The following is a 24519-nucleotide window of genomic DNA, read 5'->3' as shown; positions in this document are numbered from 1 at the left end:
CATCCTGCGGGACAGGAGAGACTGGGCACCATGGCAGTGCAGGGCAGCAGCGACATCCTGATCGACGAGCTGTACGAGACGACGTACCGGCTACGGCAGTTCGTGGAGGCCCGGTTGAGGGAGAAGGGGGCCTCCGTGGCCCGGCTGCGTGCCATGCGCATGCTGGCCCAGGCCCGAAAACCGCTGCGGATGCGGGACCTGAGTGAGATGGCGGGCATCGCGGCCCGTACCGCCACCACGATCGTGGACAGCCTCGAACGCGACGGGCTCGTGGAGCGGGTACGACACCCGCACGACCGGCGAGCCTTCCTGGTGCGGCTCACCGACGAGGGGCTGCGCTGCCACCGCGAGGCGGAGGAGATCGACCGCCTCGCCCTGGCCGAGGCGACCGCCGCCCTGGACGCGGACGACCGCGAACAACTGCGGGCGCTGCTGGCGCGCATCCGCGACCACACCGTCTGACGGCGACGCCCCGACCATGGGTCGTACCCGCCCGCCTTCATCCGCTCGCGTCCTGCTCGACGAATAGCGGCTCACTGAACGCAGGACGGAGATCGGCGCGCTGCCGTCCTCACGGCCGCGCTGATGCGCGAGCGGCTGCTGAACCTGGTCCCTCCGGTACGTCGCCGGCGTTTCACCGGCATCGGCGGACGGTCCCAGCTGATCCCCGATGCCGCTCGGCCCTTCTGCCCCGGCGGATGCCTTCAATCGGGCTCGGCGACGCTGCCGAGGTGCACTTGCGTGGTCAGACCGCCGCTGGAGCGCCCTGGCCCTTGATCGTTTGCCCTCCCCGGGCCTACCCATTCGAGCCACCCGTGTTCCAGGTCATCATCAGCTCGAAAACCAGTCGCCTGACGGCAGATGACCGTTGGTACGGTCCCGCCATGGCTACAGCAGAGGGATCAGCGAGCGGCCCGGTCACCGCGGCCGATGTCGAACATGCCGTCCGGTTGGCGCTCGCCACTCTGCGTGGGGCCGAGGCGCGGGACTGGAGTGTCAAGGCCGGTTCCCTGGAGTGGGATTGCTGGGAGACCGTCGAGCACCTCGCCGACGACCTGTTCTCCTACGCGGTCCAACTGAGCCCAGCGAACCCGCCGCTGGACACCGATGTCCCCTTCGCGTGGAGTCGGAAGAGGCCGGGCGGCCCGGCGAACGCTGTCTTCGCGGACCGCGAGGCCGGTACGGCCGGTCTGCTGCAAGTGCTGGATGCCAGTGGCGGCTTGCTGACCGCAATGGTCCGCACCGCCCCGCCCACGGTCCGGGCACACCACGTCTTCGGCGCAGCCGACCCCGAAGGCTTCGCCGCGATGGGCGTCGTCGAGACCCTGGTGCACACCCATGACGTCGCTTTGGGCTTGGGTATGGAGTGGACGCCGCCCGCCGACCTGTGCGACCGGGTACTGGCCCGGCTCTTCCCCGACGCCCCGACCGACACCGACCGGTGGCCCACCCTCCTCTGGGTCACCGGCCGCGCAGAACTTCCCGGTCGGCCACGCCTCACCACCTGGCGCTGGTACGGCACACCACGCGTTGAGGCGCAGTAGTGCGGCGGCCGAGGCCGACCGGCACTCGTACGACACCGGTACGCGTTCCGAGGTGAAGGTGATGGCCGCGTCGCCCGTCCAGCCGTCGAGTAGCGACTGGGGCGAAGGCCGGCCGGTATCCGAGGAACGGGAGCCCGCTGTGGTCTCGGCCGGAACTGACCGTGCTGCTGCGTCGACCGGGAGGCGGTCGGCCAGCGAGCGGCCCGCCGCCCGGTCCAACGCGTCGCCGTCGATGCGGCCCAGCAGCCGCCGTACCGTCACTTCCGCCGGCAGGCACCGCTTCGGGGACAGCGGGGCGGGCCGTACGCCAAGGCGCTGCGGGACGGACGGCGGGGCGTCGGTGATCCACTCACCCGCCGCCAGTAGGAGGTCGCTCCGGCCAGAACCGTGCACGCGGTCAGCGCGAGCACGACGACCAGTGCGTGCCGTACAGCCGCGCGGATCGCGAGGGTCGGGCACCTCGGCCAGTCGCTTCAGCAGGCCCGGGATCTCCTCGGGTCGGCCCCGGCGTGCTCGCGGAGTTGGTCAGAGGCAGGCGGGATCGGCGATGACACGTCGGCTGGCACGGTCTTCCACCAGGATCACTGGGTGTCGAAAACTCCATGATCTTGGAAGGGCACGTCATTCGCCTGCGGCGTCCTCGGCTTCCCAGCGAAGCAGGTCGCCCGGCTGGCACTCGAGCACCTCGCAGAGCGCGGCGAGCGTCGCGAAGCGCACCGCCTTGGCACGGCCGTTCTTGAGTACCGCCAGGTTGGCGGGAGTGATCCCCACGCGGTCCGCGAGCTCGCCCACGGACATCTTCCGCCTGGCCAGCATCACGTCGATGTCGACGGCGATCGGCATCAGATCACTTCCTCCAACTCGGCCTGCATCTGCGCCGCTTCGACGTCCCGCGCAACGGCCTGGGCGAGCAGCATCCGCAGCACGAGCACGATGAGCGCGACGCCCAGGATGGCCACGCCAACCCCGCCCATGATGACGGTGACGCCCGGGTCGTCCCGCTGGCCCGGCGCATTGACGACCGTGACGGCGAACCACACGAGAGCAGCGGCCACGATCGCGCCGATCACGCCGTCCACGTACCGGAAGGCGGCGTGGGAGAACACGGTTCCGCGTCGCACCATCGTCACCAGTCGCCATACGCAGACCAGGGCGACCTGGACCGTCACCATGCCCAGGATCGTGATCACGCGCAGCGCGGTCAGCGGGAGCGACCCGTCCTCCGGATCGCTTCCACTGGCCAATGTCCACACCATCAATGCCTGCACGAAAACGGTGCCGGCGAGCACCACGACGAGCACGGCGCGCAGCGCACGCACGGTCAGCTTTCCCATACCCCATCCTTCCATCGAGCAGCGATGGAAATCTATCGAGATTCGATAGGTGAAGCAAGGGCTGGGACGGAGGGTGGGCGGCTGTTCCGCACGGTGGCGGGACGTCGCCGCCTCTCCCGGCATGGCGGTTGCGCGAACCGCAGCATCGACCGGACGCCCGCCAGCTTCGCCAGGCCCGGCGGCGGCCCGAGGCGGAACCCGCGCGGCTGGGGCTTGCCCGACGCCGCGTACGGCAGGAAGTCCGGCGGCGAATCTCCCGGCGAGGGACACGACCACGAAGTCGGAGAGCAGGTCGGCCACTCCCGGGCCGGCCACCGCTCCCCCGCCTTGTAGTGCCTGCCCTGCGGGCGTTCACACAGCTTGCCGACGCCGCCCTTCGCGGTGGCCTTGATGGCGGTGAGTACGGCGGCCAAGGCGGGGTCGACGTCCTTGTGCCGCTCCATCACCGGCGAGGAACGCCCGGTCATCACGCCCGGCCGTCCAGGTTCCGGGTGACGCCGAGGTCCGCGAGGGTGTCGACGTAGGCGTTCTTGAGCCGGTCGTGCCACGGGTCCAGGTACGCCTCGGTCGGGTGGACGTCATGGCCGAGTTGCCAGGAGCTGTCCGGTCGATCACGGTCCGGTGTGCGCATCTGGGGTTGGCTGTCTGCGCAATCCCATAATCTGCGCTCATGACCACCGCTGAGTCCGGAGCGTTCTCGAGTGCGACTCTTGAGGAGTACCTCTCGATGATTGATGAGCTGCTCGCACAGCCGTTCCCGGAGATGAACTTCGTCGACGTCACCGGGTACGGCGGCCCCGAGCACCGGGTGCGCGTCCTGCGGGTCAGCCGGGATTTCTGGGACGACGACGATGGGCAGGCATCGGTCGAGGCCGAGGCCGAACTACGGGCTTACCTCGACGCCCTGATCGCAACGTTCACGACACGCTGGGGCGTTCCACTCGTTGTGGACCTCTGGCCATGTCTCAGGGCCGGCTGTGAGGGCGAGGAAGTGCCCGAGCCGCTCAACTCCCTCAGCCAACAGGCCGTAAGCATGCAGGCGTGGCCGCTCCGGGACAGCGGTCGCTGGCTTGCACTCACGATCGGCCAGGAGGACAAGGAACTGCCACTCGAGCTGCTTGCCGCAGTCGGCCGGGCTCCTGCGCTTGATTGGCGTGTCGTGAGCCGGTCATGAACGGAGCCAGACGACGACAGCTGCCGCCGTGGCAGTCCCGAAGAACACATAGCCGCGTTTGTCATACCGTGTGGCCACCGCGCGGGAGTCTTGGACTTGTTGACGGCACGTTCGACGGTGTTGCGCTTCTTGTACCGCTCCTCGTCGCGCAGGCGGCCGGCCTGACTGTCGGCCTTCTCCGGGATCGTGTGGCGGATATCCCGCCGCCGCAGGTACTCGCGGCAGGGGCGACTGGGTGCAGTCCGCCCGCTGTCCCGCGGTGACGACCAGGGACAGTGGGCGGCAGCAGCCGTCGGCGCTCAAGTGGATGGTGGCGCTCGTTAACCGTTTTCCATGGTCCGAACCGCTCCGGCAGGTCGCGCCACTGCGCCCCGGTCCGTACCCGGTGCGGAATCCCGTCGATCACCTGCCGGTGATCACGCCACCGGCCGCACCGGCCGTTGCTCACCGCAGGAACGGTCGCAGCCGCTCCCACTCCGCGTCCGACGGATCACCGCGTTCTCCCTGCCCCACACCCGAAAGAACGAGCAGATCAAGCGACAGACACATGATCGGCCGGACAGCTCCTAGGCGTAGCCGACGGTGTGCGTCTGGTGCCAGGCCGGGCCGGTCGGGTGGGTGCCGGTCGGGGTGAACGGGCCGGGCGGGCTCGGGGTCGTTCGGAGCCTTGGTGGCGCGGTGTCGGTGACCCGGGTCACACCCGGCTTCTGTCAGCAATCGGGGCGCCGTCTCGTTCAAGGGGCACGCGAACGAGACAGGAGCATCGCCATGAAGCACCGCATCGTCGTACTCGGCGCCGGATACGCCGGGGCCTTCGCCGCCGGAAACCTGGCCCGTCGGCTGTCCCCCGCCGACACCGAAGTCACCGTCGTCAACGCCGTGCCCGACTTCGTCGAGCGGATGCGGCTCCACCAGCTCGCGATCGGCCAGGACTTCGCGGTCCGCAAGCTCGCCGAGGTGTTCGCGGGCACCGGGGTGCGGCTGCGCCTGGCGCGCGTCACGGGCGTCGACCCCGAGCGCAGGACAGTCGCCGTGACCGGCGAGGACGGGGACGGCAAGCTGCCGTACGACACCCTTCTTTACGCGCTCGGCAGCTCCGTGGCCCGCCATGGCGTGCCCGGCGTGGCCGAGTACGCCTTCGATGTGACCGGCCGGTCCTCGGCGCTGCGTCTGCGCGAGCGCCTGGGCGATCTGGGTGAGGGCGGCACCGTGCTGGTCGTCGGTGAGGGGCTGACCGGCATCGAGACCGCCACCGAGTTCGCCGAGTGCCGGCCCGACCTCTCGGTCGCGCTGGCCGCCCGCGGCGAGCTGGGCGCCTGGCTCTCCCCGAAGGCCCGCCGTCACCTGCGCCAGGCCTTCGACCGGCTCGGCATCACCGTCCACGAGCACACCGGCATCGAAGCCGTCGAGCCGACACGGGCGATCGCCGCGGACGGCACGTCCATCCCGGCTGACGTGGTCGTCTGGTCGGCCGGGTTCGCCGTAAACCCCATCGCTGCCGCCAGCGGGTTGGAGGTCGCCGAGACCGGCCAGATCGTCGTCGACCGCACCATGCGCTCGGTCTCGCACCCGGACGTCCACGCCGCCGGCGACTGCGCCTACGCCATCGGCGACAACGGCCGGCCGCTACCGATGTCCTGCGCCTCGGCCGGCTACACCACCATGCAGGCGACCGCCGCGATCATCGCCCGCCTGACGGGCAGTGAGGTTCCGATCGTCGGGCTGAAGTACCACGGCAACCACATCAGCCTCGGGCGGCGGGACGCGATCTTCCAGATGGTGGACGGGGACGTCCGGTCGAAGTCCTGGTACCTGGGCGGCCGGACCGCCGCGTGGCTCAAGTCGGGCGTGCTCAAGGGGGCCGGGTGGAGCATCGCCCACCCGACCTTCGGCATGCCGAAGCGCAAGCGCCGCCTGGCCACCGCGCCCGACCGGGCCGGTGTGAGGGTCGCCGCATAGGCTCCTCGCATGGACAGTGCAGCCGTCGATCGCTTCGAGGCCAGCCGGGGCCGGCTGGCCTCGCTCGCGTACCGTCTGCTCGGCTCGGCCGCCGACGCCGAGGACGCCGTGCAGGACACGTTCCTGCGCTGGCAGGCCGCAGACCGCGAACGGGTAGAAGTGCCGGAAGCGTGGCTGACCAAGGTCGTCACCAATCTCTGCCTCGACCGGCTCCGCTCGGCACAGGCCCGCCACGAGCGCGCCGTCGGAGACTGGCTGCCCGAGCCGCTCCTCGAGGGCGACCCGATGCTCGGCCCCGCCGACACCTTCGAGCAGCGCGAATCGGTGTCCTTGGCCGTGCTGACCCTCATGGAGCGCCTCTCGCCGGTCGAGCGGGCCGCTTACGTCCTGCGCGAGGCCTTCTCGTACTCCCACGCCGAGATCGCCGGGATCCTCGACGTCACCGAGTCCGCGAGCCAGCAGCATGTCCACCGGGCCCGACGCCGGATCGCCGCCGAGCGCCGCGGCGGCCACGAGGTGGACCCGGCGTCCGCGCGCCGGATCGTCGAGGAGTTCCTCGCCGCGGCCACGTCGGGGCGCACCGAACGGCTGGTGGCGATGCTCACCGCCGACGCGACCGCGGTGTCGGACGGGGCCGGACTGGCCAGGCGGCTGCTGCGGTACACGTCGCGCGAACGCGTCGCCGTCTTCGTGCGGGCCGGGTTCAAGCCCACGCCGGCGAAGCGGCGGCTGGCCGGCGGCTCCCCCGCGATGCACATCGTGCTGGTCAACGGCTCCCCGGCCGTCCTCGCCGTGGTCGACGACCGGGTCGTGGGGGCCGTGGCGTTCGACATCAGCGGCGGCAAGGTCGCGTCCCTGCTCGGCATCGCCGCCGCGGACCGGCTCGCACGTCTCAACGAGGCCTGGCGGCAGCATGAACCCGACGCGCCGGTCATCAACGCATGGTGACCAGAGCCACCGGAATCCAGTGACCTGGGTCGGCACCTGGTCACCTGTCGCTGGAAGTCACAGAGGCGGTCACGCGAAGCGGCACGTACGCACGGCTGTGCGCGCCGAGCGCGGCGGTGGATCATCCGTTGGAACGGCGGCTCTCCGAAGGGATGGGTGAGCACATGTCTGGCGCGAGTCCGGCCTCGGCTCTGCGGCGGACACCGATGAACTCCAGTGCACCAGCACACGGCTGGAACAGCGAAGCGTCGAACTGACCGACCGCCACCAGTGCCCGTATTGCGGGGACTTCGCCCATTTCATGGCCCGCCGCCCGCTCCCCCGCCCTCGATGGAACGCTCTGCTGAAGGCCTCGGCTTCGGTCACGTCGACGTGCCCGGTCCCCCGCGAAGGCGCGGGCCTACGGCAACGGTGTGCCGCCGGCCGCGCCCTTTCCCCTGCCGGGCAGCCGGCGGCGGCCCTGCCCTACCGGACGGTGGCCGATCGTCGGCGTCCGGAACGGGTCGCTTGGGACCTGTGCCGTGGCCGAGGTCGCCGATAAGCTGATCGAGCCGGAACGACTGGCCGAGGAAGGGCGAGCCAAGCTCGTCCGCCCGGCCGTTGACGCGTACGACGTCCAGTGGCGCCGCCGGCGCGAGGCGCCGCGAACCTCACTGGCCGACCATCGATCGAGGAGTACAGATGCGTCTGCGCAAGCGAGCGGTGGCCGCCGTGTTCGTGGCCACCTCAGCTTTCACCGCCCTTGCCCCCCAGGCCATGGCCGCCCCCATGCCCTGGGAGACGAGCAAGACCCCCACGGCCACTACCCACGCCACCACCTCCATCACAGCCGGCGCCAGCGGCACGGCCACCGTGCTGTGCGGAGACCCCTGCTACCAGTAGGCGGCCGCCGCGGAGATCCGAAGGGCAGGGGTCCGGAGACTCGGCGTTTCCCTGGACCCCGTCCGTGGCGAACGACTCGACAGACACGAACGGTCAGCCGGTGCTGCTCGGCGCCAAGGGCGTGTCCGGCTGCGACGACCGCGCACCGGGCGTCTCGAAGTCACGCCCCACGTAACCTTTTCCTGTGCCAGCCTCCCGCCTGTATCGCGTCGCCGTCCTTGTGCTCGAGGGTGCCAAGCCGCTCGATGTCGGCATTCCCGCGCAGGTTTTCACCACCCGCGCGAGCATGCCGTACGAGGTGCGGGTGTGCGGGGCGACACCGGGTCTCGTGGCCGGTGGCGACGGCCTCGCGTACTACGTCGCCGACGGCCTCGACGCGCTTGCGTGGGCGGACATCGTCTTCGTCCCCGGCTACCGGTTCCCGGACCGCGACGACCCGCCGCAGGCCGTCGTCGACGCACTGATCGCCGCCCACGACCGGGGCGCGCGACTCGCCGCCATCTCGACGGGTGCCTTCGCGCTCGCCGCCACGGGCCTGCTCGACGGCAGGCGCGCCACGACGCACTGGCACTACACGCGGGCACTCAGGGCCAGGCATCCGCTCGTCCAGGTGGACGAGAACGTGCTGTTCGTCGACGAGGGCAGCGTGCTCACCTCGGCCGGCGCCGCCTCCGGCATCGACCTGTGTCTGCACATCCTGCGCGGCGACCTCGGAGTGGCCGCGTCCAACCACGCGGCCCGGCGTCTGGTTGCCGCCCCCTACCGCAGCGGCGGCCAGGCCCAGTACGTGCCGCGCAGCGTCCCCGAGCCGCTCGGCGAGCGGTTCGCCGCCACCCGCGAGTGGGCGCTGCACCGGCTCGCCGAGCCCCTCACCCTCGACATACTGGCGCGGCAGGCCGGGGTCTCGCCGCGCACGTTCTCCCGGCGCTTCGTCGAGGAGACCGGCTACACGCCGATGCAGTGGGTGATGCGCGCCCGCATCGACCTGGCCCGCGAACTGCTCGAACGCTCGGAGCGCAGCGTCGAACAGATCGCCGCCGACGTGGGGCTCGGCACCGGCGCGAACCTGCGCCTGCACTTCCAGCGCATCCTCGGCACCACACCGAGCGAGTACCGGCGCACCTTCACCCGGGGCGAGTGACCCACCCGGCGCCGTGTGGCGAGATCCTTTTGAACCGTGGCGATCCCGCCACTGTCAGCGGCGCGCCCCGCGGGCGAGCCTGGTGGCGAAGGGAAGGGACATCACTCATGACTCGCATCGCCATCAACGGATTCGGCCGCATCGGACGCAATGTGCTGCGCGCGCTGCTGGAGCGCGACAGCGCCCTCGAGATCGTCGCCGTCAACGACCTGACGGAGCCCGCCACTCTCGCCCGGCTGCTCGCGTACGACAGCACGGCCGGCCGGCTCGGGCGCCCGGTGACCGACGACGGGGACGCCCTCGTCGTCGACGGCCGTCGGATCACGGTGCTGGCCGAGCGGGAACCGGCGCAGCTGCCGTGGGCCGAACTCGGCGTCGACATCGTCCTGGAAGCCACCGGCCGCTTCACCTCGGCCAAGGCCGCCCGCGCCCACCTCGACGCGGGCGCGAAGAAGGTACTCGTCAGCGCGCCGTCGGACGGCGCCGACGTCACGCTCGCGTTCGGGGTCAACACCGATGCCTACGACCCGGCCGCGCACACGATCGTCTCGAACGCCTCCTGCACCACCAACGCGCTCGCGCCGCTGGCCGCGGTCCTCGACGAACTCGCCGGTATCGAGCACGGGTTCATGACGACGGTGCACGCCTACACGCAGGAGCAGAACCTGCAAGACGGCCCGCACCGCGACGCCCGTCGCGCCCGGGCCGCCGGCGTCAACATCGTGCCGACCACGACCGGCGCCGCCAAGGCGATCGGCCTGGTGCTGCCGAACCTCGACGGCAAGCTGTCGGGCGACTCGATCCGCGTACCGGTGCCGGTGGGCTCGATCGTCGAACTCAACACCACCGTCACCCGCGACGTGACACGCGACGACGTGCTGGCGGCGTACCGGGACGCGGCGCAGGGGCCGCTGGCCGGCATCCTCGAGTACTCGGACGACCCGCTCGTGTCGTCCGACATCACGGGTAACCCCGCCTCGTCGATCTTCGACTCGGCCCTCACCCGCGTCGACGGCCGCCACATCAAGGTGGTCGCGTGGTACGACAATGAGTGGGGCTTCTCGAATCGTGTGATCGACACGCTGGAGTTCCTCGCCACCCGCTGACCGGACGCCGGCGTAGTACCCCGCCTCCGGGAGCCGCCCCGGCCAACACCTCCTCTGGGCGCTCCGGTTGGCCAATCGGGCCACCGGAGCGCTCAGTCACAGAAGTCGGGTTCGGTCAAGGGGTACCTTCGAGCGTCGCCCCGCCGGCCACCGCTCGTGCATGGCGCAGGAATGGAACACTGCGTCTGGGCAGGCCGGCGACCGGGTCAGGGGCTGTCGCCGGACCAGTCGAAGCGGCTGCGGTCGCCCGGTCGCGGGTCGTACAGTGCCCGGCCGCCGGGTCCGAACTGCCCGAGGTCCGTCAGCAGCGATACGCCCGTGTCGATCTCATCCGGCGTCCAGCCCGTGACGTCCAGCAGCAGCCCGTCCAGCGGGCCGCCGACCAGTTCGGCGTAGCTCCGGCCCGGGCGCGGTCCCGGGTGGTCAGGGTCGGCTCCGTAGACCCGGCCGCGCAGCAGCTGCTCGTCGTCGCTGTTCATGCCGTCCAGGGTTCCAGTCACCACCGACAACGCGGGCTTCACGGGACCGCCGTGGGCTTTCCTGCACCGACAAAATCGCTCTGGCCCATCGGGCCGCACTCCGGGTTGCCGCGATCCTCATGCGGGACCGGCACCGACCCGGCGTGGTCAGAGGCTGAAGACCCGTCGTGCGTTGCCGGACAGGAACAGTTCGGTGGTTTCCTCGCCCAGGTCCAACTCGCTGAGGTGCTCCAGGGCTTGCTCCGGGGTGATCATGGGGTAGTTCGTGCCGAACAGCACCTTCCTGCGGCCCCGGCCACGCACGTACTCGATGAGTTCACGTGGGTAGCGGCGGGCGGTGTAGGCGCTGGTGTCGATGTAGACGTTGGCGTGCTTGTCGGCAACCGCGATCATCTCCGTGGTCCATGGGTAGCCGATGTGACCGCACACGATGGTCAGTTCGGGAAAGTCGAGCGCTACCTGGTCGATGTAGGGGATGGGGCGGCCGGTCTCGGACGGGCGCAGGGGGCCGGTGTGCCCGACCTGGGTGCAGAAGGGGATGCCGAGGTCGACGCAGGCGGCGTACAGCGGGTAGTACAGCCGATCGGTGGGCGGAAGCTGCCACAGCCAGGGCACGATCCGCAGGGCCACGAAGCCGAGTTCCTCCACCGCGCGGCGCAGTTCCCGCACGGCCTGGACCGGTCGGGTCAGATCCGCGCCGGCCACCCCGCGCAACCGCCCCCCGGACTGGGCGACGAACTCGGCCACCTCGTCGTTGCTGATCAACGGCCCCTGAGGCCCGTACCAGGCCGCTGACAGCCCGATTTCGACGTCGGCCGCCGCCATCGCGGCGAGCGTCGCCTTGACCGGCAACGGCTCCTCCAGCAGCCCCCGCCCCGTCCAACGGCGCAACGACTCGAACATCTCGTGGTTGGAGTGACGGAGCGTGGGGTGCTGCATCCACGCATCGATGACCGGCATTCGCGTCTCCTGCCTCTGCTTGCGCTGACTGCATCGCGACGGAATTGGTTAAGCGATCGCTTACCTGGACCTTAGCCGATGCTTGCCGCGCGTGTGGCCTGGCCTGCTGTTTCAGGCTGTCGCGGCGAGGGCGTACGTGGTGGCGACGGCTTGGCGCGGACGCGCCCCTCTTGCATGTTCTATGGCATACCCCATAAGTTACCGACAGGTAGCCCGCGCAGGGGTGCCTCCTCGCTGTCGGAAGGGCGGGTGCGCCGGTGAGTCCGCGCAAGAGTGACAGCCGTGACCGGATGATCCTCAGTGCTGCTGCCCTGCTGCGCGAGTACGGTGCGAGTGCGACCAGCATCGACCGGGTGCTCGCCCACAGCGGAGCCCCTCGGGGCTCGGTGTATCACCACTTCCCCGGCGGGCGGGCGCAGCTCATCGACGAGGCGGTGGCGCTGGCGGGGGACTTCATCGCGGGTCTGATCGATGCCGCCATGCAGGCGGATGATCCGGTGGAGGCCATCGACGCGTTCTTCCTGCTGTGGCGTGACCGGCTCACAGAGAGCGGCTTCCGGGCCGGCTGCCCGATCGTGGCGGTGGCCGTGGAGACCAACGACGACGCGCCCCAGCTGGCCCGTTCCGCCGCCGCCGTCTTCGCCCGCTGGCAGGAGGCCCTCGCTGCCCTCTTCCTGCGGCACGGTCTGACCGAGGAACGCAGCCGCCGACTCGGTGCCTTCATCATCGCGGCGGTCGAAGGCGCGGTGATCATGTGCCGGGCCGAGCAGAGCGCCGCCCCGATCGAGGCAGCCGCCGCCGAGATCCACGACCTGCTCCTCCACGCCCTGCGTGACCGCCCCGGTGCCGAATCCGCGCCCCGGCCGTAGCCCGCGGCCACTTGACCCAGTCCGCTCAGCTCGAAGGAGTCGCCATGCCCTCGCTCGGCCGTCAGGACAAAGTCTTCGTCCTCGACCTCGGAGACGGTGAGAACCGCTTCCACCCCGACTGGCTCACCGCGGTCAGCGCCGCGCTGGACGAGGTGGAGAAGGCGGAAGGCCCCCGTGCGCTGGTCACCGCCGCCACGGGCAAGTTCTACTCCAACGGCCTGGACCTGGACTGGCTGTTCGCCCACGCCGACCAGCACCAGGACTACGTCGTCTCTGTCCATGAGCTGTTCGCACGGATGCTGTCGCTGCCGGTCATCACGGTGGCCGCGCTCCAGGGGCACACCTTCGCCGCCGGCGCGATGTTCTCCCTGTCCCACGACGTCCGCGTGATGCGCGCTGATCGCGGCTACTGGTGCCTGCCCGAAGCGGACATCAACATCCCCTTCACCCCTGGCATGGCCGCGCTCATCCAGTCCCGGCTGGCGCCGCAGACCGCGCACGAGGCCATGCTCACCGCCCGCCGCTACGGCGGCGTGGACGCCGCAGCCGTCGGCATCGTCGACCAGGCGGTCAGCGAGGACGCGGTGCGCTCCACCGCCATCGAGATCGCCCAGGCACAGGTGAACAAGGCCGGTGACACCCTCGGCACCATCAAGTCCCGCATGTACGCCCCGGTCCTGGCCACCCTGCGCGACACCGCGAACCCGCTCGGCTGATCAGCACCTCACCGATCGCACACCCCGCGCCCCGGGCTGACCTCTGGGCGCGGGACGCACCAGCCGCCCGCCGTACGAGGAGACAGGGCCGATGACCGACACCGCTGCCTGGCACAAGAGCGCGTGCATCCTGTGCGAGAACAACTGCGGCATCCAGATCCAGACCGACGGCCGCCGCTTCACGAAGATCCGCGGCGACAAGGAGCACGTCGCCACCGCCGGCTACACCTGCAACAAGGCCCTGCGCCTGGACCATTAACCACCCCCGGCCACCGCATCCCGCTGCCCATCCCTGAACTCCTCGGCCTCCTCGCCGACCTGGACACCACCCCCGCCGTCCACACCAGCGACGACTTCCCGGTCGTCCTGGCCGCCGGACAGCGCCGGGCCTTCACCGCGAACACCATCTTCCGCGACACCACCTGGCGCAAGCGTGACCAACAGGGCGCCCTGCGCATCAGCCCGCACGACGCCGAAGAGCTGGGCCTGTCCGACGGCGCCCTGGCCCAGATCACCACGACGCAAGGGACCGCTCAGGCGGTCGTCGGGGTCGACGACCGCCTGCAACCAGGGCACGCGGCCCTGCCCAACGGCTTCGGCCTCGACCTGCCCACCGAGGACGGCGGCACCGAACGCACCGGCGTCTCCCTGAACACCCTCACCAGCCTCACCTGGCGCGATCCCATCGCCGGCACCCCCTGGCACAAACACGTCCCCGCCCGCATCCAGCCCCTACCCACCTGACGCGGAGCCCCGCCCCCTTGAGCGTGTCTCTTTGATGGGCGGGCACCTGGGAACGGAACCTCGCTGCGGTCCTGGCGCCAGCCGACGCGGGGGGGGCGAGATCGGCTGGACTGTGTCGGTGGACCGCAAGGGCAAGGGCGCCGCAGCCGTGGTTCGTTCCGGTGACGCCGGGCGCTGGCCGTCAGGCTTCGTGTGTCTCTTTGCGGATGACGGGGGCGACTTCAGTGGCGAGGAGTTCGATGGAGTCGCTGACCATGGCGGTCGGCATGCCGCCGAAGTCGACCTGGCCCATGAAGCGGTCGATGCCGAGGAGTTCGCGTTCGGTGAGGATCTTGTCGATGACTTCCTGCGGGCTGCCGGTCATCAGCGCGCCCACAGGACTGGCGACGGCTTCGAACTGGTCGGGATCGACGAGCCACCCCCGGCCGCCGGGTGTCCTGGGCCGTAGGTACTCGCGGTAGTACGGGTAGAGGTCCTTGCGGGCGCCCTGGGAGGTCTTGCCGACGTAGAAATGGCTGGTGACGCCGAGGCGGAGCGCGTCGGGGCTGTGGCCGGCGGCCTGGCCCACGGTCCGGTAGTGCTCGGTGAGGGGCCGGGCTCGGCGGATGTCGCCGCCGATGAGCCCGAGGACCATGGGCAGGCCGAGGCGGGCGGCGCGTTCCGCGCTGGCCGGGGTGCCGCCGACGCCGAGCCACAGCGGCAGCGTGTCCTGCTGGGGGCGGGGCGGCACGGGTACGCCGTGGAGTGCGGGGCGGTGGCGGCCGGACCAGGTGACGTGGGAGTTCTCGCGGATGGCGAGGAGCAGGTCGAGCTTCTCGGCGAAGACGTCGTCGTAGTGGGCGGGATCGATGCCGAAGAGGGTGAAGGCTTCGAGGAAGGCGCTGCGTCCGGCGATGATCTCGGCGCGGCCCTGACTGAGGTGGTCCAGGGAGGCGAAGTCCTGGTGGAGGCGGACAGGATCGAGGGTGGAGACCACGGACACGGCGCTGGTGAGGCGGATGCGGGTGGTGGCCTGGGCCATGGCGGCCAGCGGGACGGCGGGGTTGGCGACGGAGAAGTCGGGGCTGTGGTGTTCGCCGAGGCCGAAGACGTCGAGTCCGGCCTGATCGGCGGCGATCGCGTAGGAGACGATCTCGCGGGTGCGTCGGGCCGGGTCGTGGAGCCGGCCGGTGGCGGGGTCGGTCTGTAGGTCGGACAGGGACAGGATGCCGAGTTCCACGGCACGCTCCTCACGCGAAGCAAACGGGTTCCGCAGGCCGGGTGGCAGCCCGCGGCACCGCGGGGCGGGTCAGTTGGAGAGGACGGGCATGGCCCGCTGGTAGCGGGTGTCGGTGAGCTGGGAGACGAGGAAGGCGGCGATGTCCGCCCGGCTCATGGCGGAGCCGACCTCGTCGTGGCCCAGGAATCCGGAGCGGATGCGGCCGGTCGAGGGCTTGTCGGTGGGGTTGGTGATGCGGGCGATGGTGTAGTCGAGGTCGGAGCTGGTGACGGCCTCGGTCATGCGGGTCAGCTCGGTGAGCGCGTTGGGGAAGGCCAGCTTGGCCATGGCGGGCAGCACCTTGTGCTTCCAGTGCGGCTTGTCCCGGGGGTCCGCCAGCGACGGGGTGGCCAGGCCGATGAACCTGCTCACCTGCTGCTCGGCCATCACCTCGACGATCGTGCGGGTGCCGTCGGCAAGCTGGGTGCCCTTGACCGACCGCTTCAACGACGGGCCCAGTGCGCTGATGACCGCGTCCGCTCCGGCCACGGCCTGCTGGACGGCCGCCCGGTCGGACAACTGCCCGGTGATCGTGGCGAGGTCGGCGTGGGTGAGGTCCAGCTTGCCGGGGCTGCGGGTCAGCGCGGTGACGTGGTGGCCCGCGTCCAGCAGTTGCCGGAGAGCGAGGCGGCCGACGCCGCCGGTGGCGCCGAAGACAGTGACGCGCATCAGGTGTTCCTTGCGGTGGGGGTGAAGGGGCGGACGGTGGGGGCCCAGCCGTCGGCGACGAACTTGTGGCCCCAGGCTTCGGAGGTGGAGGGGTTGGTCTGTACGAAGGTGTCGTCCAGGAGTTCGCCGCCGGCGCCGAACTCGATGTCGAAGCCGGTGGGCGAGCGCACGTAGAAGGAGACGAGGGTGTCGGACATGTGCCGGCCCAGGGTGACGGTGACGGGGATGTCGTCGCGTTCCTGCACCAGGTCCCAGGCGCGGCCGACGTCGTCCAGGTGGGTGGACTCGATGGCTATGTGCTGCACGCCCTTCATGCCGGGTACGCCGACGTAGCCCAGGCAGTGGGTGCGCGGGTTGCAGCGGTAGAACTGCGGGCCCGACACGTGACCGTCAGGGGTGGTGGCCGTCCAGCCGCCGAACAGCTCCAGTCCGAGGACGCCGGTGGTGAACTCCTCCAGCTCGGGCGTGATCTCCGGGACGACGAACACGACGTGTCCGACCCCGTCCGTGCCGCCGACGAACTTCCCCGCCATCGGCTTGCCCGGCAGGAAGGACCCCGCGGTGAAGGTCGGGCTGTAGTAGATCTCGTGCGGGAAGCCGAAGGGGTCCTCGAACCGGGCCAGGCCCTGCACCTGCCGCTCGGCGCAGTCCGCTGTGTCACCCAGGCGCGGCTCGTAGCCCTTGGCGTCCAGCTCGGCGACGGCCTCGGTGAAGGCGGCCTTGCCCGCGAGCTCCCAGCCCACATAGGCCAGGCGCTCCTCCTCACCCGGGTGGATGGACAGGCGGCGGTGACGGTCGTCCATCCGTAGGTGCACGGGCGGCCAGGCTGTCGAAGGCGGCGGTCCCGGCCAGCCCGAGCGCACCCGCGTCCTTTAAGGTCCAAGCCTTCGGGGACGTGGGCGACGCCGTAGCCGGCGGACACGGTCACGTACTCGGCCAGCGACCCGGTGCCGAGGAAGGGCTTCATCACCACGCCGAAGACCTTGTCGCCCACGGCGACGCCTTCCACGCCCTCGCCGAGCGCCTCGACGGTGCCCGCGAAGTCCTTGCCGACCACCAGCGGGAACCGGTGCTCCATCATCCCTTGCAGGTAGCCGGCCGCCGTCGCGGCATCAAAGCCGTTCACCGACGACACCGCCACCTTCACCAGCAGCTCCCCGCCTCCGGTCGTGGAGTCCCGACCTCGGCCACGGCCGGGGCGGCGGGAACCTCGTTCAGTACGACAGCACGCATGACGGCACCTCTCGGTAAGTGGAACGACCTTCCCGCTTCCACGGTGCCCAGGGTAACAACAGAACTGGGCCCCCTGTTCCACTTCGATATGGTGGTGGCATGACGCGCACCGCAGCCCCCGACGAAACCCCAGGCCGCACGCCCGAAACGGGGCTGCGCGCCGACGCCGAACGCAACCGCGACCGCATCCTCGCCGCCGCGCGCCGCCTCTTCGCCCGCGAAGGGCTCGGCGTGTCGATGGCCGCCGTCGCACGCGAGGCCGGCGTCGGCAAGGCCACCCTCTCCCGCCGCTTCGCCACCCGCGACGACCTGGTCAACGCCGTCTTCGCCGACCGTATGGACGCCTACGTCGACGCCGTCAACCAGGCCCTTGACGACGACGACCCGTGGCACGGCTTCACCGGCTACATCCACGCCGTCTGCGCCATGCAGGCCGCCGACCGCGGCTTCGCCGACGTCCTGACCATGACCTTCCCCGCCGCCAAAGCCCTGGAGAAGCGCCGCGCGGAGGCGTACAACGGATTCTTCGAAGTCATCGCCCGTGCCAAAGCCGACGGCCACCTGCGCGACGACTTCACCAGCGAGGACCTCGTCATCCTGCTCATGGCCAATGCGGGCGTCATCAACGCGGCAGGCGACGCGGCGCCCGACACCTGGCACCGCCTCGTCGCGCACATGATTCGCTCCTACGCGACCCCCGGCACCCCGCTCCCACCACTTCCCGACGCCCCCACACCCACCGCCCTCTACCGCGCCATGGTCCACATCGCCCGCCCCGGCTCCGACAAGACGTGAGCCCGGAAGGCGACCAAGCCGCGGAAACGTGTGTGAAGCGGGCGCTTGCTAGTACTCATCCGAGCATTCTGGGTACCCGGTGTCTCCCCCGCCGGCGGTGGTCGGCGGTTCTGCGATGCCGATGAAGTTCCCGGCCATAGTTCCCGGACTGACCAGCCCAGCGCGGTGAGGTCGTCCGTCAGGGCCTGAGCATCGTGGACTGAGGCAGCGTCCGGCATCCACCCAGCCAGGACCACATCACCGAGTTTCCCGGCATCCCCACGTCTCAACTGAACGGTTCCTGCGGGAGTGGCCGGATCACTGCGTCGTGAACGCGGCAGCGGCGTAGGGTGCCCGTTCATGTCCGTCGCTGAGCGTGCTCCTTCTTTGCTGCGCAACGCCGCTTTCGTACGTCTTACGCTTGCCCGGATCATTTCCGTCCTGGGCAACGGGTTCGCCCGGGTCGCGCTCGCCTTTGCGGTGCTCTCTCTGCCCGGCGCCACCCCGGCAGAACTCTCGCTTGTCGTCGCGTGTCAGGCGGTTCCGCAGCTCGCGCTGGTCCTGGTGGGTGGCGTGATCGCCGACCGGGTCTCCCGTTCCGGGCTGATGGCTGCCTCGGACGTACTGGGTGCCCTTTCCTACGGCGGACTCGCCGTGATGGTGCTCAGCGGGCACGCCCCTGTCGCCGGGCTGTGCGCGCTGGCCGCCACGGCAGGCATCGCGACCGCCCTCTTCTCTCCCGCGATGGACGGGGTGATCCCGCAGTTGGTGCCCGCCGATGTTCTCCAGCGAGCCAACGGCCTCCTGCGGGTGGGCACCAACACCTCGCTCCTGCTGGGACTGGCCCTGTCAGGCGTGACGGTGGCATGGGTCGGCGCCGGCTGGGCGCTGGCCCTCAACGGCCTGTCCTTCCTGATCAGCGCCGCACTCACCTCCTCGCTACGACTGGTCCGCCGCCCGCGCAAGTCCAGCTCCGGATGGAGCGACCTGCGCGAGGGCTGGCAGGAGTTCACCTCGCACCAGTGGCTGTGGGTGGTCGTCGTCCAGTACGCGATCGTGGTCGCCGCCATGAACGCCAACGCCGCAGTGCTGGGACCACTGGCGGCGCGTGCGCACTTCGGCGGGGCCCGTGCCTGGTCGCTGGTGGTCGCAGCCCAGGCCCTGGGAGCCGTGGCGGGCGCCGGGGCCGCGGCCCGGACCCGCTTCAGCCGGCCGATCCTCGCGGCGGTCCTGTTCACCCTGCCCACCGCCGCACCCCCGGCCCTGCTCGGGGCCGGCGCACCGGTGTGGGTGGTCGCCGCGGGTGCCTTCGCCGCCGGTGTCAGCCTGGACTTCTTCGGCGTGCTGTGGGCCACCACCATGCAGCGTGAAGTCCCCGAGGAGACCCTGTCCCGGGTCAGTTCCTACGACTGGTTCGGCTCTCTCGCTCTCGCCCCGCTCGGCCTCGCCCTGGCAGGACCCGCCGCCGACACGTTCGGCACCGACCGGATGCTGCTGGTGTGCGCGGGCCTGATCGTCGCCGCCACCCTTGCCGCGCTCCTGTCTCCCGGCGTGCGATCGCTGCGAACGCCAGCTCCGGACCTACCCCCGCCCCCGCCCCTCGCGCCCGAGACACCCACCTCGACCACCCCTCCGAAAGCCGACGCACCACCACCCGGGACGGCCTCAGAGAAGGCCAAACCCGCCTGAAACGAACGCGAGGGGGGCCCGGATGCCTGGCCCCCCGTTCCGTCACAGTCACACGAACAGGACGGTCGTGGACCTGCTGATGTGCGGGCTCACTTCACCTTGACCGTCACGGTGGGCGAGTAGACCTTCCCGGACTCGCTCGCGCCCGCGATCCGCAGATGCTCGGCACCCTTGGTGTCGAGCTTGGCGATCAGGGCGTACGAGCTGCCCTTCTTGACCTTGGCGGTCGCCCTGAGCGACGTCCACTTGCCGGACTTCTCGTGCTGGAGCACGAGCGGGGAGCCGGTCATCAGGCCCTTGGTGCGGCCGGTGAACGTCACCTTGTCCCCGGCCTTCGCCTCGGTCTTGTCGGCCTTCACGGTGATCGAGGCCATGGTGCCGGGAATCGGGCTGGCGGCCAGGGCCCCGGTCGTCCCGCCGGAGAGCAGCGCCACGGAGAGGGCACCGGCGCCGAGCGTACGAAGGCAGTGGTGACGGAGTACGGAGGTCATGTGTGTCTCCCGTCCTGTCGCTCGATGGACCCTCCCAGGCTGCCGCCGGGCCGCAGCTCTCGCCACTTCAGCCACTTCAGCCACTTCAGCTGGATGCGGTGCGGTGCGGGGTCAGTCGACCAGGACCGCGTACGGCGGCACTGCCTGGTTTGCGAGGGGTAGAGACGCAGTACTTCTCAGGCCCTTTCGGCGCGCCCCCATGGAGGCCGCGCTCGCGGCGCCAATGCCCGGGCGGACCATCGAGGAAGCCTGATGGTCGGCCTCACCTGGTTGGCCTCACCCGGCTCGGTCGGGCTGACGGGTCCGTCCGGGGTCGGCGATTACCTCTACCGGCCGGATGCCTCCAGGACGTCAGACACGCTGGCCGTCGCCGCCGTGTGCGTGGTGCGGAAGCGTGCCCGGTAGGTCCCGGGTGTGATGCCGAGGTTGCGGGTGAAGGCACGGCGCAGCGACTCCGGTGAGCCGAAGCCGGTGCGCCGGGCCACCGTGGCCATGGGGTCGTCGCCGTCTTCCAGCATCGCCTGAGCGGCTTCCATGCGGACCTGCTCGACATAGCGGGCCGGGGTCGTGGTCATCTCGTCGTGGAACAGGCGCGTCATGTGACGGGTGCTCACACCCGCCCGGCGCGCCATGGTGGCAAGGGTGTGTGGGGCGGACGGATCTTCGGCGACTGTGTCCAGGACCCGGCGCAGCATCTCCTGTCGTGCGCGGGGGGTGTGGGTACGGACGCTGAACTGCGACTGGCCTCCCGGCCGCTGCATGAACACGACCATGTCCCTCGCCACAGCGCGGGCGACGTCCGCGCCGAGGTGTTCTTCGATCAGGGCGAGCGAGAGGTCGATGCCCGAGCTGACGCCTGCGGAGGTCATGATGTGGCCGTCTCGCACGAACAGGGCGTCAGCCTCCACGGTCACCTGCGGGTAGCGCAGGGCGAGCTGGTCGGCGAAGCGCCAGTGCGTGGTCGCTCTGCGTCCGTCGAGCAGTCCGGCCGCGGCGAGGAGGAAGGCGCCGGTACAGACGGACGCGGTGCGGCGGCTGCGTGCGTCGAGCGCCTTTACGGCGTCCAGCAGGGCGTCGTCCTTGATGAGGGAGGGCCACTCGGGGCCGCCGGGGACGATGACCACGTCGCTGGCATCGTGCACCTGCGCGGCAGCCAGGTCGACGTGCAGTCCGGTGCCGGCCGAGGTGACCACGTCGGCGCCGTCCGGAGAGACCATGCGCACGCGGTAACGGCCGCCGAATTCGTCGGCCGTCGCGAAAGCCTCGATCGGGCCGGTGACGTCGAGCAGGCGTACGCCAGGGAAGACCAGCACGGTCACCAGCAGCGGCCTTCTGCCTGACGGCTTGTCCTTCATCGTGCGCCTCCTGGCTGAACGGACTTCCTCCACCGTAATCACTTCGGGTTTGATTACCAAACCCACTCGATGGGGGTGACGGCCCCGCACAGGGCCCCGATGTCCTGGTGTGAGGGCGTCTTGGCGCGTGCTGTTCTGTGACGCGGCCCGTGCTGCGCCATAGCTTCGGAGGTGCGAACGGGCCGACGGTCTTGGCCGCGCCCCGTCAGCTGCTGGGTGCGGTCCGGCCGGTCGGCCGGTCACCGTCGCTGATCGTGGGCGGTGACGAATCCGACACGAGAAGAGAAGGCACTACGCGCCGTGGCACCCCCCTCCCGTACCAGTCGAGCGGTCCCGTCCCAGGGCGGCCCGGTCGCGAAACGGTCTCCACATGCCCGTGACCGGCCGGCCGAGGTGAACGGCAGGGAGCGGGGGCGGCTCGGTCCCAGCTGGTTCGCGGCCGTCATGGGCAGCGGGATCGTGGCCGTCGCGGCCGCCACCCTGCCGCGCAGCTTCCCCGGTCTCGGCGAGGCCGCCACGGTGGTCTGGGCGGGCACAGCGCTGCTGCTGATCGTGCTGGCCGGCAGCTATGCCGGACAGCGGATGCTGCGGGTGCATGCGGGTGATCCGGTACTGGCCCAGTTCTTCGGAACGCCGCCGATAGCGCTGCTCACCGTCGGCGCCGGGACGCTGCTGCTCGGCCGGCGGCTGATCGGAGAGCGTGCGGCGGTGGATGTGGACTGGGTGCTGTGGTCCGCCGGTACGGTGCTGGGCCTCGTCACCGCCTGCACGGTTCCGTACCTGATGGTCACGCGGCACCGTTTCGCACCGGACGCGGCGTTCGGCGGCTGGCTGCTGCCGGTGGTGCCGCCGATGGTCTCCGCCGCGACGGGCGCGCTGCTCGTCCCGCGGGCGCCGGCCGGGCAGGTACGGCTGGCTCTCCTCCTGGGCTGCTACGCGATGCTCGGGCTCGGGCTGATCGCGGTCCTGCTGGTGCTGGCCATGGTGTACAGCCGCCTGGTGCACCATGACGCGCCCAGCGGTGCGGTGGTGCCCACGGTGTGGATCGGCGTGGGGGCGCTGGACCAGGCGGTGACGGCGCTGGGTGCGCTGGCCACGGCGGCGCCGAGCGCGCTGCCCGGCCCGTACGCGCGCGGCAGCGCGGTCGCGGCGCTGCTGGGCGGGCTCGGGATATGGGGCTTCGCCCTGCTGTGGCTGGTACTGGCCACGGCACTGACCGTGCGGGAGGTCCGCAGGGGGCTGCCCTTCGCACCCACCTGGTGGTCCTTCATCTTCCCCCTCGGCGCCTGCGTCACCGCCACCAGCGCGCTCGCCGCCCGTACCGGCTCGCTCCTGTTCGTCTGGTTTGCCGTTGTCCTGTACGCCGTGCTTGCCGTCGCCTGGGTGGTGGTCACCTGGCACTCCCTGCGCCACGCCGCTGCCCGGCAACGTGAGCACGCACGCCGATGACAGGGCCCGGGTGCCGCCCGGCGTGACGCGGGTCGCGACAGCGGGGCGGAACACAGGGAAAGAGGCATCGGGCCACCGCACGGCCTGCCACATGTCCAGATCGACGGGGAGCACAGGCAATCCCGGGCTCACTCGGGATCCGTAGCTCCCCGTTCCCTCAGACCGTGCTCTGCGGGCCGGCTGCCTGCCCCGTGTCGGCGGCGGGCCCATGTGCGGTCGTGTGGCGGGGCCGGAGCTTGGTGGCCACCATGGCGGCGAACACGACGGCCCAGAACGCTGCGGCGATCCAGACCTCCCAGCGGCCCAGGCTCGTCATCCAGGACGTACCGGTCGCGCGTCCCAGCTCGTGCGTGGTGACCGCATACATGCCGACCGGGAAGACGAGGTTCCACCAGCCGAGTTCATAGCGCAGCGGAATCCGGCGCAGCGCGTGCCGCCACACGCCCAGGGCCAGCAGGAGCGGGATCAGCCAGCTGGAGAACGACCACAGGACGACAGACGACCCGACGAGGAGCGGGCGCGAGAGCATCGTGCCGCCGGCCGGGAGCGCGATCAGCCGCACGCCGGCGAGCACAGTGATCGCCGCCGCCCCCATGAAGATCCAGACGGACGTCATGAGGCCTTCCGGCTGCACCGGTCGGGCCAGCAGCCTGGCCAGGACGATCGCGGCGGTCAGCAGGTACTGCACCAGACCTACGGACCAGCACACCACCGCAAGCGCAGGAAGCCCGTATCCCGGGGCCACCCGGGCCAGCGAGGCCGCCGCGACCGCCACCGACTCCGATCCCACCGCCCACAGGAACCAGGTGCCGTTCACCTGGTCGAGCGTTGGGCCCCGCTTCAAGGTCGTGATCAGCGCGAGCGGAATGCCGTAGTCCAGCACCACCCAACCCAGCGTCCCGAAGGCCAGGAACGCCCCTGCGACCGCGAGGTGGCCGTCCGGCACGAGGCGCGCGGCCAGCACGTTGGAGGAGATGGCGAGGGTGAGGAAGGCGAAGCCGCGCGGCCCGACGAGATCCGCGACGAACCGCTCGCGTCGGCGCAGCAGCCGCCAGCCGTAGGCGGGCACCAGTACCGCGAAGCCGGCCAGGGCCACCCACAGCAGTGCGACGGAGGCGGTGCCGGCGCCGTTGACGTACAGGGCCGTGGAGACGATGCCGGTGCCCATCACGAACGCGAGGGCCCCCGCGTTGAGGTCGGCCACCGCGGTGGAGACGGCTGCGCGGTATCCGGGCGGTCGGGGACCGGGACCGGTCCGTGAGGGCTCGGGACGGTCAGCATCGGGATGCCGCGCATCGCGGTGACCCGGGTCGGCGAGCCATTCGGCGAGGACCGCGGCATGGCTGTGGCCGATGTCCTGGGCGGCGGTCAGTAGGGTGAGGCTGCGGTGATCGGCCAGGTCCCGTAGTCGGGCAGCCGCCCGTCGGTGCCGTTGATCACCCAGTTCGGTGAGATAGCGGCGACGGAATTCACCGAATTGCAGCGGGTTGTGGCCGTACCAGCGGTGCAGCTGGGCGGACGGCGCGACCTCCCGCAGCCACTCGTCGAGAGGTGCCCCTCGCCGACGCATGCCCTCCGGCCAGACCCGGTCGACCAGCACCCGCTCGCCGACCTCGCCGTCCTCGGAAGGCGTCTGCTCGTCGATTCTGCGGCAGGTGATCTCCTTGGCCATGACGCGCCCTCCGGCCGCTCTCGCGGTAGAAGCATTTCACGGGGAGCCGCGATACGCAGGCCGGGGACGGCTT

Annotated in this window: 27 protein-coding genes and 2 pseudogenes; 15 read left to right on the top strand and 14 right to left on the bottom strand. The window is 70.7% G+C overall.

The features are described from left to right. Positions 1–30 precede the first annotated feature (30 nt). Together ACZ4WH_RS34180 and ACZ4WH_RS34175 are read left to right on the top strand one after the other, a co-directional pair. The gene (locus ACZ4WH_RS34180) at positions 31–462 is read left to right on the top strand and encodes a MarR family winged helix-turn-helix transcriptional regulator (protein WP_468188144.1); all 432 of its coding nucleotides are present in this window, start codon (positions 31–33) and stop codon (positions 460–462) included. Between the two features lie 422 nt (positions 463–884). Then, positions 885–1544 carry a hypothetical protein gene (locus ACZ4WH_RS34175; RefSeq protein WP_468188142.1) on the top strand — a complete coding sequence of 220 codons (660 nt, stop codon included), beginning with the start codon at positions 885–887 and terminating at the stop codon, positions 1542–1544. Positions 1545–2165: 621 nt separating this feature from the next. On the opposite strand, the gene ACZ4WH_RS34170 is transcribed toward ACZ4WH_RS34175, so the two are convergent. The 3 genes from ACZ4WH_RS34170 to ACZ4WH_RS34160 form a co-directional block, all read right to left on the bottom strand. After that, entirely contained in the window at positions 2166–2387 is a 222-nt protein-coding gene (locus ACZ4WH_RS34170; RefSeq protein WP_062039671.1) for a helix-turn-helix domain-containing protein, read from the bottom strand. Continuing rightward, positions 2387–2878 carry a DUF2975 domain-containing protein gene (locus ACZ4WH_RS34165; RefSeq protein WP_468188139.1) on the bottom strand — a complete coding sequence of 164 codons (492 nt, stop codon included), beginning with the start codon at positions 2876–2878 and terminating at the stop codon, positions 2387–2389. Before ACZ4WH_RS34165 ends, ACZ4WH_RS34170 begins: the two co-directional genes overlap by 1 nt. 466 nt (positions 2879–3344) lie before the next feature. Further along, a complete protein-coding gene (locus ACZ4WH_RS34160) occupies positions 3345–3509 on the bottom strand; it encodes a hypothetical protein (RefSeq protein ID WP_468188137.1) in 165 nt (54 codons plus the stop codon). A 39-nt stretch (positions 3510–3548) separates the two neighbouring features. On the opposite strand from ACZ4WH_RS34160, the gene ACZ4WH_RS34155 reads away from it, so the two are divergent. Next, positions 3549–4052 carry a hypothetical protein gene (locus tag ACZ4WH_RS34155; protein WP_468188136.1) on the top strand — a complete coding sequence of 168 codons (504 nt, stop codon included), beginning with the start codon at positions 3549–3551 and terminating at the stop codon, positions 4050–4052. Positions 4053–4374: 322 nt separating this feature from the next. Here the strand turns inward: ACZ4WH_RS34155 and ACZ4WH_RS34150 are convergent. After that, positions 4375–4601: pseudogene (locus tag ACZ4WH_RS34150) on the bottom strand (transposase); the annotation flags it as partial. A gap of 17 nt (positions 4602–4618) precedes the next feature. Next, positions 4619–4750, bottom strand: a complete 132-nt coding sequence (locus ACZ4WH_RS34145; RefSeq protein ID WP_468188134.1) for a hypothetical protein — start codon at positions 4748–4750, stop codon at positions 4619–4621. A 70-nt stretch (positions 4751–4820) separates the two neighbouring features. Here ACZ4WH_RS34145 and ACZ4WH_RS34140 point away from each other — a divergent pair, with 70 nt between their 5' ends. From ACZ4WH_RS34140 to gap, 5 genes are all read left to right on the top strand, one after another. Continuing rightward, complete coding sequence (locus tag ACZ4WH_RS34140; protein WP_468188132.1) at positions 4821–6011, top strand: NAD(P)/FAD-dependent oxidoreductase; 1191 nt, start codon at positions 4821–4823, stop codon at positions 6009–6011. Positions 6012–6020: 9 nt separating this feature from the next. Continuing rightward, on the top strand, positions 6021–6959 hold the full coding sequence (locus ACZ4WH_RS34135) for a sigma-70 family RNA polymerase sigma factor (protein ID WP_468188130.1): 939 nt from the start codon (positions 6021–6023) through the stop codon (positions 6957–6959). Between the two features lie 681 nt (positions 6960–7640). Next, positions 7641–7841, top strand: a complete 201-nt coding sequence (locus ACZ4WH_RS34130; protein WP_468188128.1) for a hypothetical protein — start codon at positions 7641–7643, stop codon at positions 7839–7841. Positions 7842–8025: 184 nt separating this feature from the next. Further along, entirely contained in the window at positions 8026–8982 is a 957-nt protein-coding gene (locus ACZ4WH_RS34125; RefSeq protein WP_468188126.1) for a GlxA family transcriptional regulator, read from the top strand. 107 nt (positions 8983–9089) lie between these two features. Next, complete coding sequence (gene gap, locus ACZ4WH_RS34120) at positions 9090–10088, top strand: type I glyceraldehyde-3-phosphate dehydrogenase (RefSeq protein ID WP_468188124.1); 999 nt, start codon at positions 9090–9092, stop codon at positions 10086–10088. A gap of 206 nt (positions 10089–10294) precedes the next feature. Here the strand turns inward: gap and ACZ4WH_RS34115 are convergent, their stop codons facing one another. Both ACZ4WH_RS34115 and ACZ4WH_RS34110 read right to left on the bottom strand, forming a co-directional pair. Beyond that, positions 10295–10567 (bottom strand): hypothetical protein, encoded by a 273-nt coding sequence (locus ACZ4WH_RS34115; protein WP_468188122.1) that lies wholly within the window; start codon positions 10565–10567, stop codon positions 10295–10297. Positions 10568–10714: 147 nt separating this feature from the next. Continuing rightward, the gene (locus ACZ4WH_RS34110) at positions 10715–11527 is read right to left on the bottom strand and encodes an amidohydrolase family protein (RefSeq protein ID WP_468188120.1); all 813 of its coding nucleotides are present in this window, start codon (positions 11525–11527) and stop codon (positions 10715–10717) included. Between the two features lie 257 nt (positions 11528–11784). Between ACZ4WH_RS34110 and ACZ4WH_RS34105 the strand changes: the two genes are divergently transcribed. The 4 genes from ACZ4WH_RS34105 to ACZ4WH_RS34090 all read left to right on the top strand — a co-directional run bounded on the left by ACZ4WH_RS34105 (position 11785) and on the right by ACZ4WH_RS34090 (position 13856). Beyond that, positions 11785–12396: a TetR/AcrR family transcriptional regulator gene (locus ACZ4WH_RS34105; protein ID WP_468188118.1), complete on the top strand. Its 612-nt coding sequence runs from the start codon at positions 11785–11787 to the stop codon at positions 12394–12396. Positions 12397–12440: 44 nt separating this feature from the next. Beyond that, on the top strand, positions 12441–13112 hold the full coding sequence (locus tag ACZ4WH_RS34100) for an enoyl-CoA hydratase-related protein (protein WP_468188116.1): 672 nt from the start codon (positions 12441–12443) through the stop codon (positions 13110–13112). 91 nt (positions 13113–13203) lie between these two features. After that, positions 13204–13371: a hypothetical protein gene (locus tag ACZ4WH_RS34095; protein WP_468188115.1), complete on the top strand. Its 168-nt coding sequence runs from the start codon at positions 13204–13206 to the stop codon at positions 13369–13371. Next, the gene (locus tag ACZ4WH_RS34090) at positions 13341–13856 is read left to right on the top strand and encodes a molybdopterin dinucleotide binding domain-containing protein (RefSeq protein ID WP_468188172.1); all 516 of its coding nucleotides are present in this window, start codon (positions 13341–13343) and stop codon (positions 13854–13856) included. Before ACZ4WH_RS34095 ends, ACZ4WH_RS34090 begins: the two co-directional genes overlap by 31 nt. A gap of 181 nt (positions 13857–14037) precedes the next feature. On the opposite strand, the gene ACZ4WH_RS34085 is transcribed toward ACZ4WH_RS34090, so the two are convergent. The 4 genes and pseudogenes from ACZ4WH_RS34085 to ACZ4WH_RS34070 all read right to left on the bottom strand — a co-directional run. Then, positions 14038–15075, bottom strand: coding sequence for an LLM class flavin-dependent oxidoreductase (locus ACZ4WH_RS34085; protein ID WP_468188113.1), 1038 nt, complete (start codon positions 15073–15075; stop codon positions 14038–14040). A 69-nt stretch (positions 15076–15144) separates the two neighbouring features. Beyond that, complete coding sequence (locus ACZ4WH_RS34080; RefSeq protein WP_468188112.1) at positions 15145–15783, bottom strand: NAD(P)-dependent oxidoreductase; 639 nt, start codon at positions 15781–15783, stop codon at positions 15145–15147. Further along, a complete protein-coding gene (locus ACZ4WH_RS34075) occupies positions 15783–16586 on the bottom strand; it encodes a VOC family protein (protein WP_468188110.1) in 804 nt (267 codons plus the stop codon). The genes ACZ4WH_RS34080 and ACZ4WH_RS34075 overlap by 1 nt, the downstream gene beginning before the upstream one ends. Positions 16587–16732: 146 nt before the next feature. After that, positions 16733–16909 (bottom strand): annotated as a pseudogene (locus ACZ4WH_RS34070) (alcohol dehydrogenase catalytic domain-containing protein); the annotation flags it as partial. 206 nt (positions 16910–17115) lie between these two features. Between ACZ4WH_RS34070 and ACZ4WH_RS34065 the strand changes: the two are divergent. Beyond that, entirely contained in the window at positions 17116–17811 is a 696-nt protein-coding gene (locus tag ACZ4WH_RS34065; protein WP_468188108.1) for a TetR/AcrR family transcriptional regulator, read from the top strand. 339 nt (positions 17812–18150) lie between these two features. Continuing rightward, on the top strand, positions 18151–19479 hold the full coding sequence (locus ACZ4WH_RS34060; protein ID WP_468188107.1) for an MFS transporter: 1329 nt from the start codon (positions 18151–18153) through the stop codon (positions 19477–19479). Positions 19480–19568: 89 nt separating this feature from the next. Here the strand turns inward: ACZ4WH_RS34060 and ACZ4WH_RS34055 are convergent, their stop codons facing one another. Next, positions 19569–19970, bottom strand: coding sequence for a hypothetical protein (locus tag ACZ4WH_RS34055; RefSeq protein ID WP_468188105.1), 402 nt, complete (start codon positions 19968–19970; stop codon positions 19569–19571). 326 nt (positions 19971–20296) lie between these two features. Then, positions 20297–21325: a GlxA family transcriptional regulator gene (locus ACZ4WH_RS34050; RefSeq protein WP_468188103.1), complete on the bottom strand. Its 1029-nt coding sequence runs from the start codon at positions 21323–21325 to the stop codon at positions 20297–20299. A gap of 393 nt (positions 21326–21718) precedes the next feature. Between ACZ4WH_RS34050 and ACZ4WH_RS34045 the strand changes: the two genes are divergently transcribed. Continuing rightward, positions 21719–22774 (top strand): TDT family transporter, encoded by a 1056-nt coding sequence (locus tag ACZ4WH_RS34045; protein ID WP_468188101.1) that lies wholly within the window; start codon positions 21719–21721, stop codon positions 22772–22774. A 157-nt stretch (positions 22775–22931) separates the two neighbouring features. Here ACZ4WH_RS34045 and ACZ4WH_RS34040 read toward each other — a convergent pair whose 3' ends face one another. Then, entirely contained in the window at positions 22932–24446 is a 1515-nt protein-coding gene (locus ACZ4WH_RS34040) for an SLAC1 family transporter (RefSeq protein WP_468188099.1), read from the bottom strand. Positions 24447–24519: the final 73 nt, after the last annotated feature.

Source organism: Streptomyces sp. NPDC029138, assembly GCF_055564375.1.
Note: the sequence above shows the minus strand (reverse complement) of the source record. Positions and strands in the feature narration are given on the sequence as shown.

Excerpts from the sequence above, each read along its gene's own strand:
- ACZ4WH_RS34180 (WP_468188144.1), top strand. The coding sequence starts at position 31 with ATGGCAGTGCAGGGCAGCAGCGACATCCTGATCGACGAGCTGTACGAG.
- ACZ4WH_RS34175 (WP_468188142.1), top strand. The coding sequence starts at position 885 with ATGGCTACAGCAGAGGGATCAGCGAGCGGCCCGGTCACCGCGGCCGAT.
- ACZ4WH_RS34170 (WP_062039671.1), bottom strand. The coding sequence starts at position 2,387 with ATGCCGATCGCCGTCGACATCGACGTGATGCTGGCCAGGCGGAAGATG.
- ACZ4WH_RS34165 (WP_468188139.1), bottom strand. The coding sequence starts at position 2,878 with ATGGGAAAGCTGACCGTGCGTGCGCTGCGCGCCGTGCTCGTCGTGGTG.
- ACZ4WH_RS34160 (WP_468188137.1), bottom strand. The coding sequence starts at position 3,509 with ATGCGCACACCGGACCGTGATCGACCGGACAGCTCCTGGCAACTCGGC.
- ACZ4WH_RS34155 (WP_468188136.1), top strand. The coding sequence starts at position 3,549 with ATGACCACCGCTGAGTCCGGAGCGTTCTCGAGTGCGACTCTTGAGGAG.
- ACZ4WH_RS34140 (WP_468188132.1), top strand. The coding sequence starts at position 4,821 with ATGAAGCACCGCATCGTCGTACTCGGCGCCGGATACGCCGGGGCCTTC.
- ACZ4WH_RS34135 (WP_468188130.1), top strand. The coding sequence starts at position 6,021 with ATGGACAGTGCAGCCGTCGATCGCTTCGAGGCCAGCCGGGGCCGGCTG.
- ACZ4WH_RS34130 (WP_468188128.1), top strand. The coding sequence starts at position 7,641 with ATGCGTCTGCGCAAGCGAGCGGTGGCCGCCGTGTTCGTGGCCACCTCA.
- gap (WP_468188124.1), top strand. The coding sequence starts at position 9,090 with ATGACTCGCATCGCCATCAACGGATTCGGCCGCATCGGACGCAATGTG.
- ACZ4WH_RS34115 (WP_468188122.1), bottom strand. The coding sequence starts at position 10,567 with ATGAACAGCGACGACGAGCAGCTGCTGCGCGGCCGGGTCTACGGAGCC.
- ACZ4WH_RS34110 (WP_468188120.1), bottom strand. The coding sequence starts at position 11,527 with ATGCCGGTCATCGATGCGTGGATGCAGCACCCCACGCTCCGTCACTCC.
- ACZ4WH_RS34100 (WP_468188116.1), top strand. The coding sequence starts at position 12,441 with ATGCCCTCGCTCGGCCGTCAGGACAAAGTCTTCGTCCTCGACCTCGGA.
- ACZ4WH_RS34095 (WP_468188115.1), top strand. The coding sequence starts at position 13,204 with ATGACCGACACCGCTGCCTGGCACAAGAGCGCGTGCATCCTGTGCGAG.
- ACZ4WH_RS34080 (WP_468188112.1), bottom strand. The coding sequence starts at position 15,783 with ATGCGCGTCACTGTCTTCGGCGCCACCGGCGGCGTCGGCCGCCTCGCT.
- ACZ4WH_RS34075 (WP_468188110.1), bottom strand. The coding sequence starts at position 16,586 with ATGGACGACCGTCACCGCCGCCTGTCCATCCACCCGGGTGAGGAGGAG.
- ACZ4WH_RS34065 (WP_468188108.1), top strand. The coding sequence starts at position 17,116 with ATGACGCGCACCGCAGCCCCCGACGAAACCCCAGGCCGCACGCCCGAA.
- ACZ4WH_RS34060 (WP_468188107.1), top strand. The coding sequence starts at position 18,151 with ATGTCCGTCGCTGAGCGTGCTCCTTCTTTGCTGCGCAACGCCGCTTTC.
- ACZ4WH_RS34055 (WP_468188105.1), bottom strand. The coding sequence starts at position 19,970 with ATGACCTCCGTACTCCGTCACCACTGCCTTCGTACGCTCGGCGCCGGT.
- ACZ4WH_RS34050 (WP_468188103.1), bottom strand. The coding sequence starts at position 21,325 with ATGAAGGACAAGCCGTCAGGCAGAAGGCCGCTGCTGGTGACCGTGCTG.
- ACZ4WH_RS34040 (WP_468188099.1), bottom strand. The coding sequence starts at position 24,446 with ATGGCCAAGGAGATCACCTGCCGCAGAATCGACGAGCAGACGCCTTCC.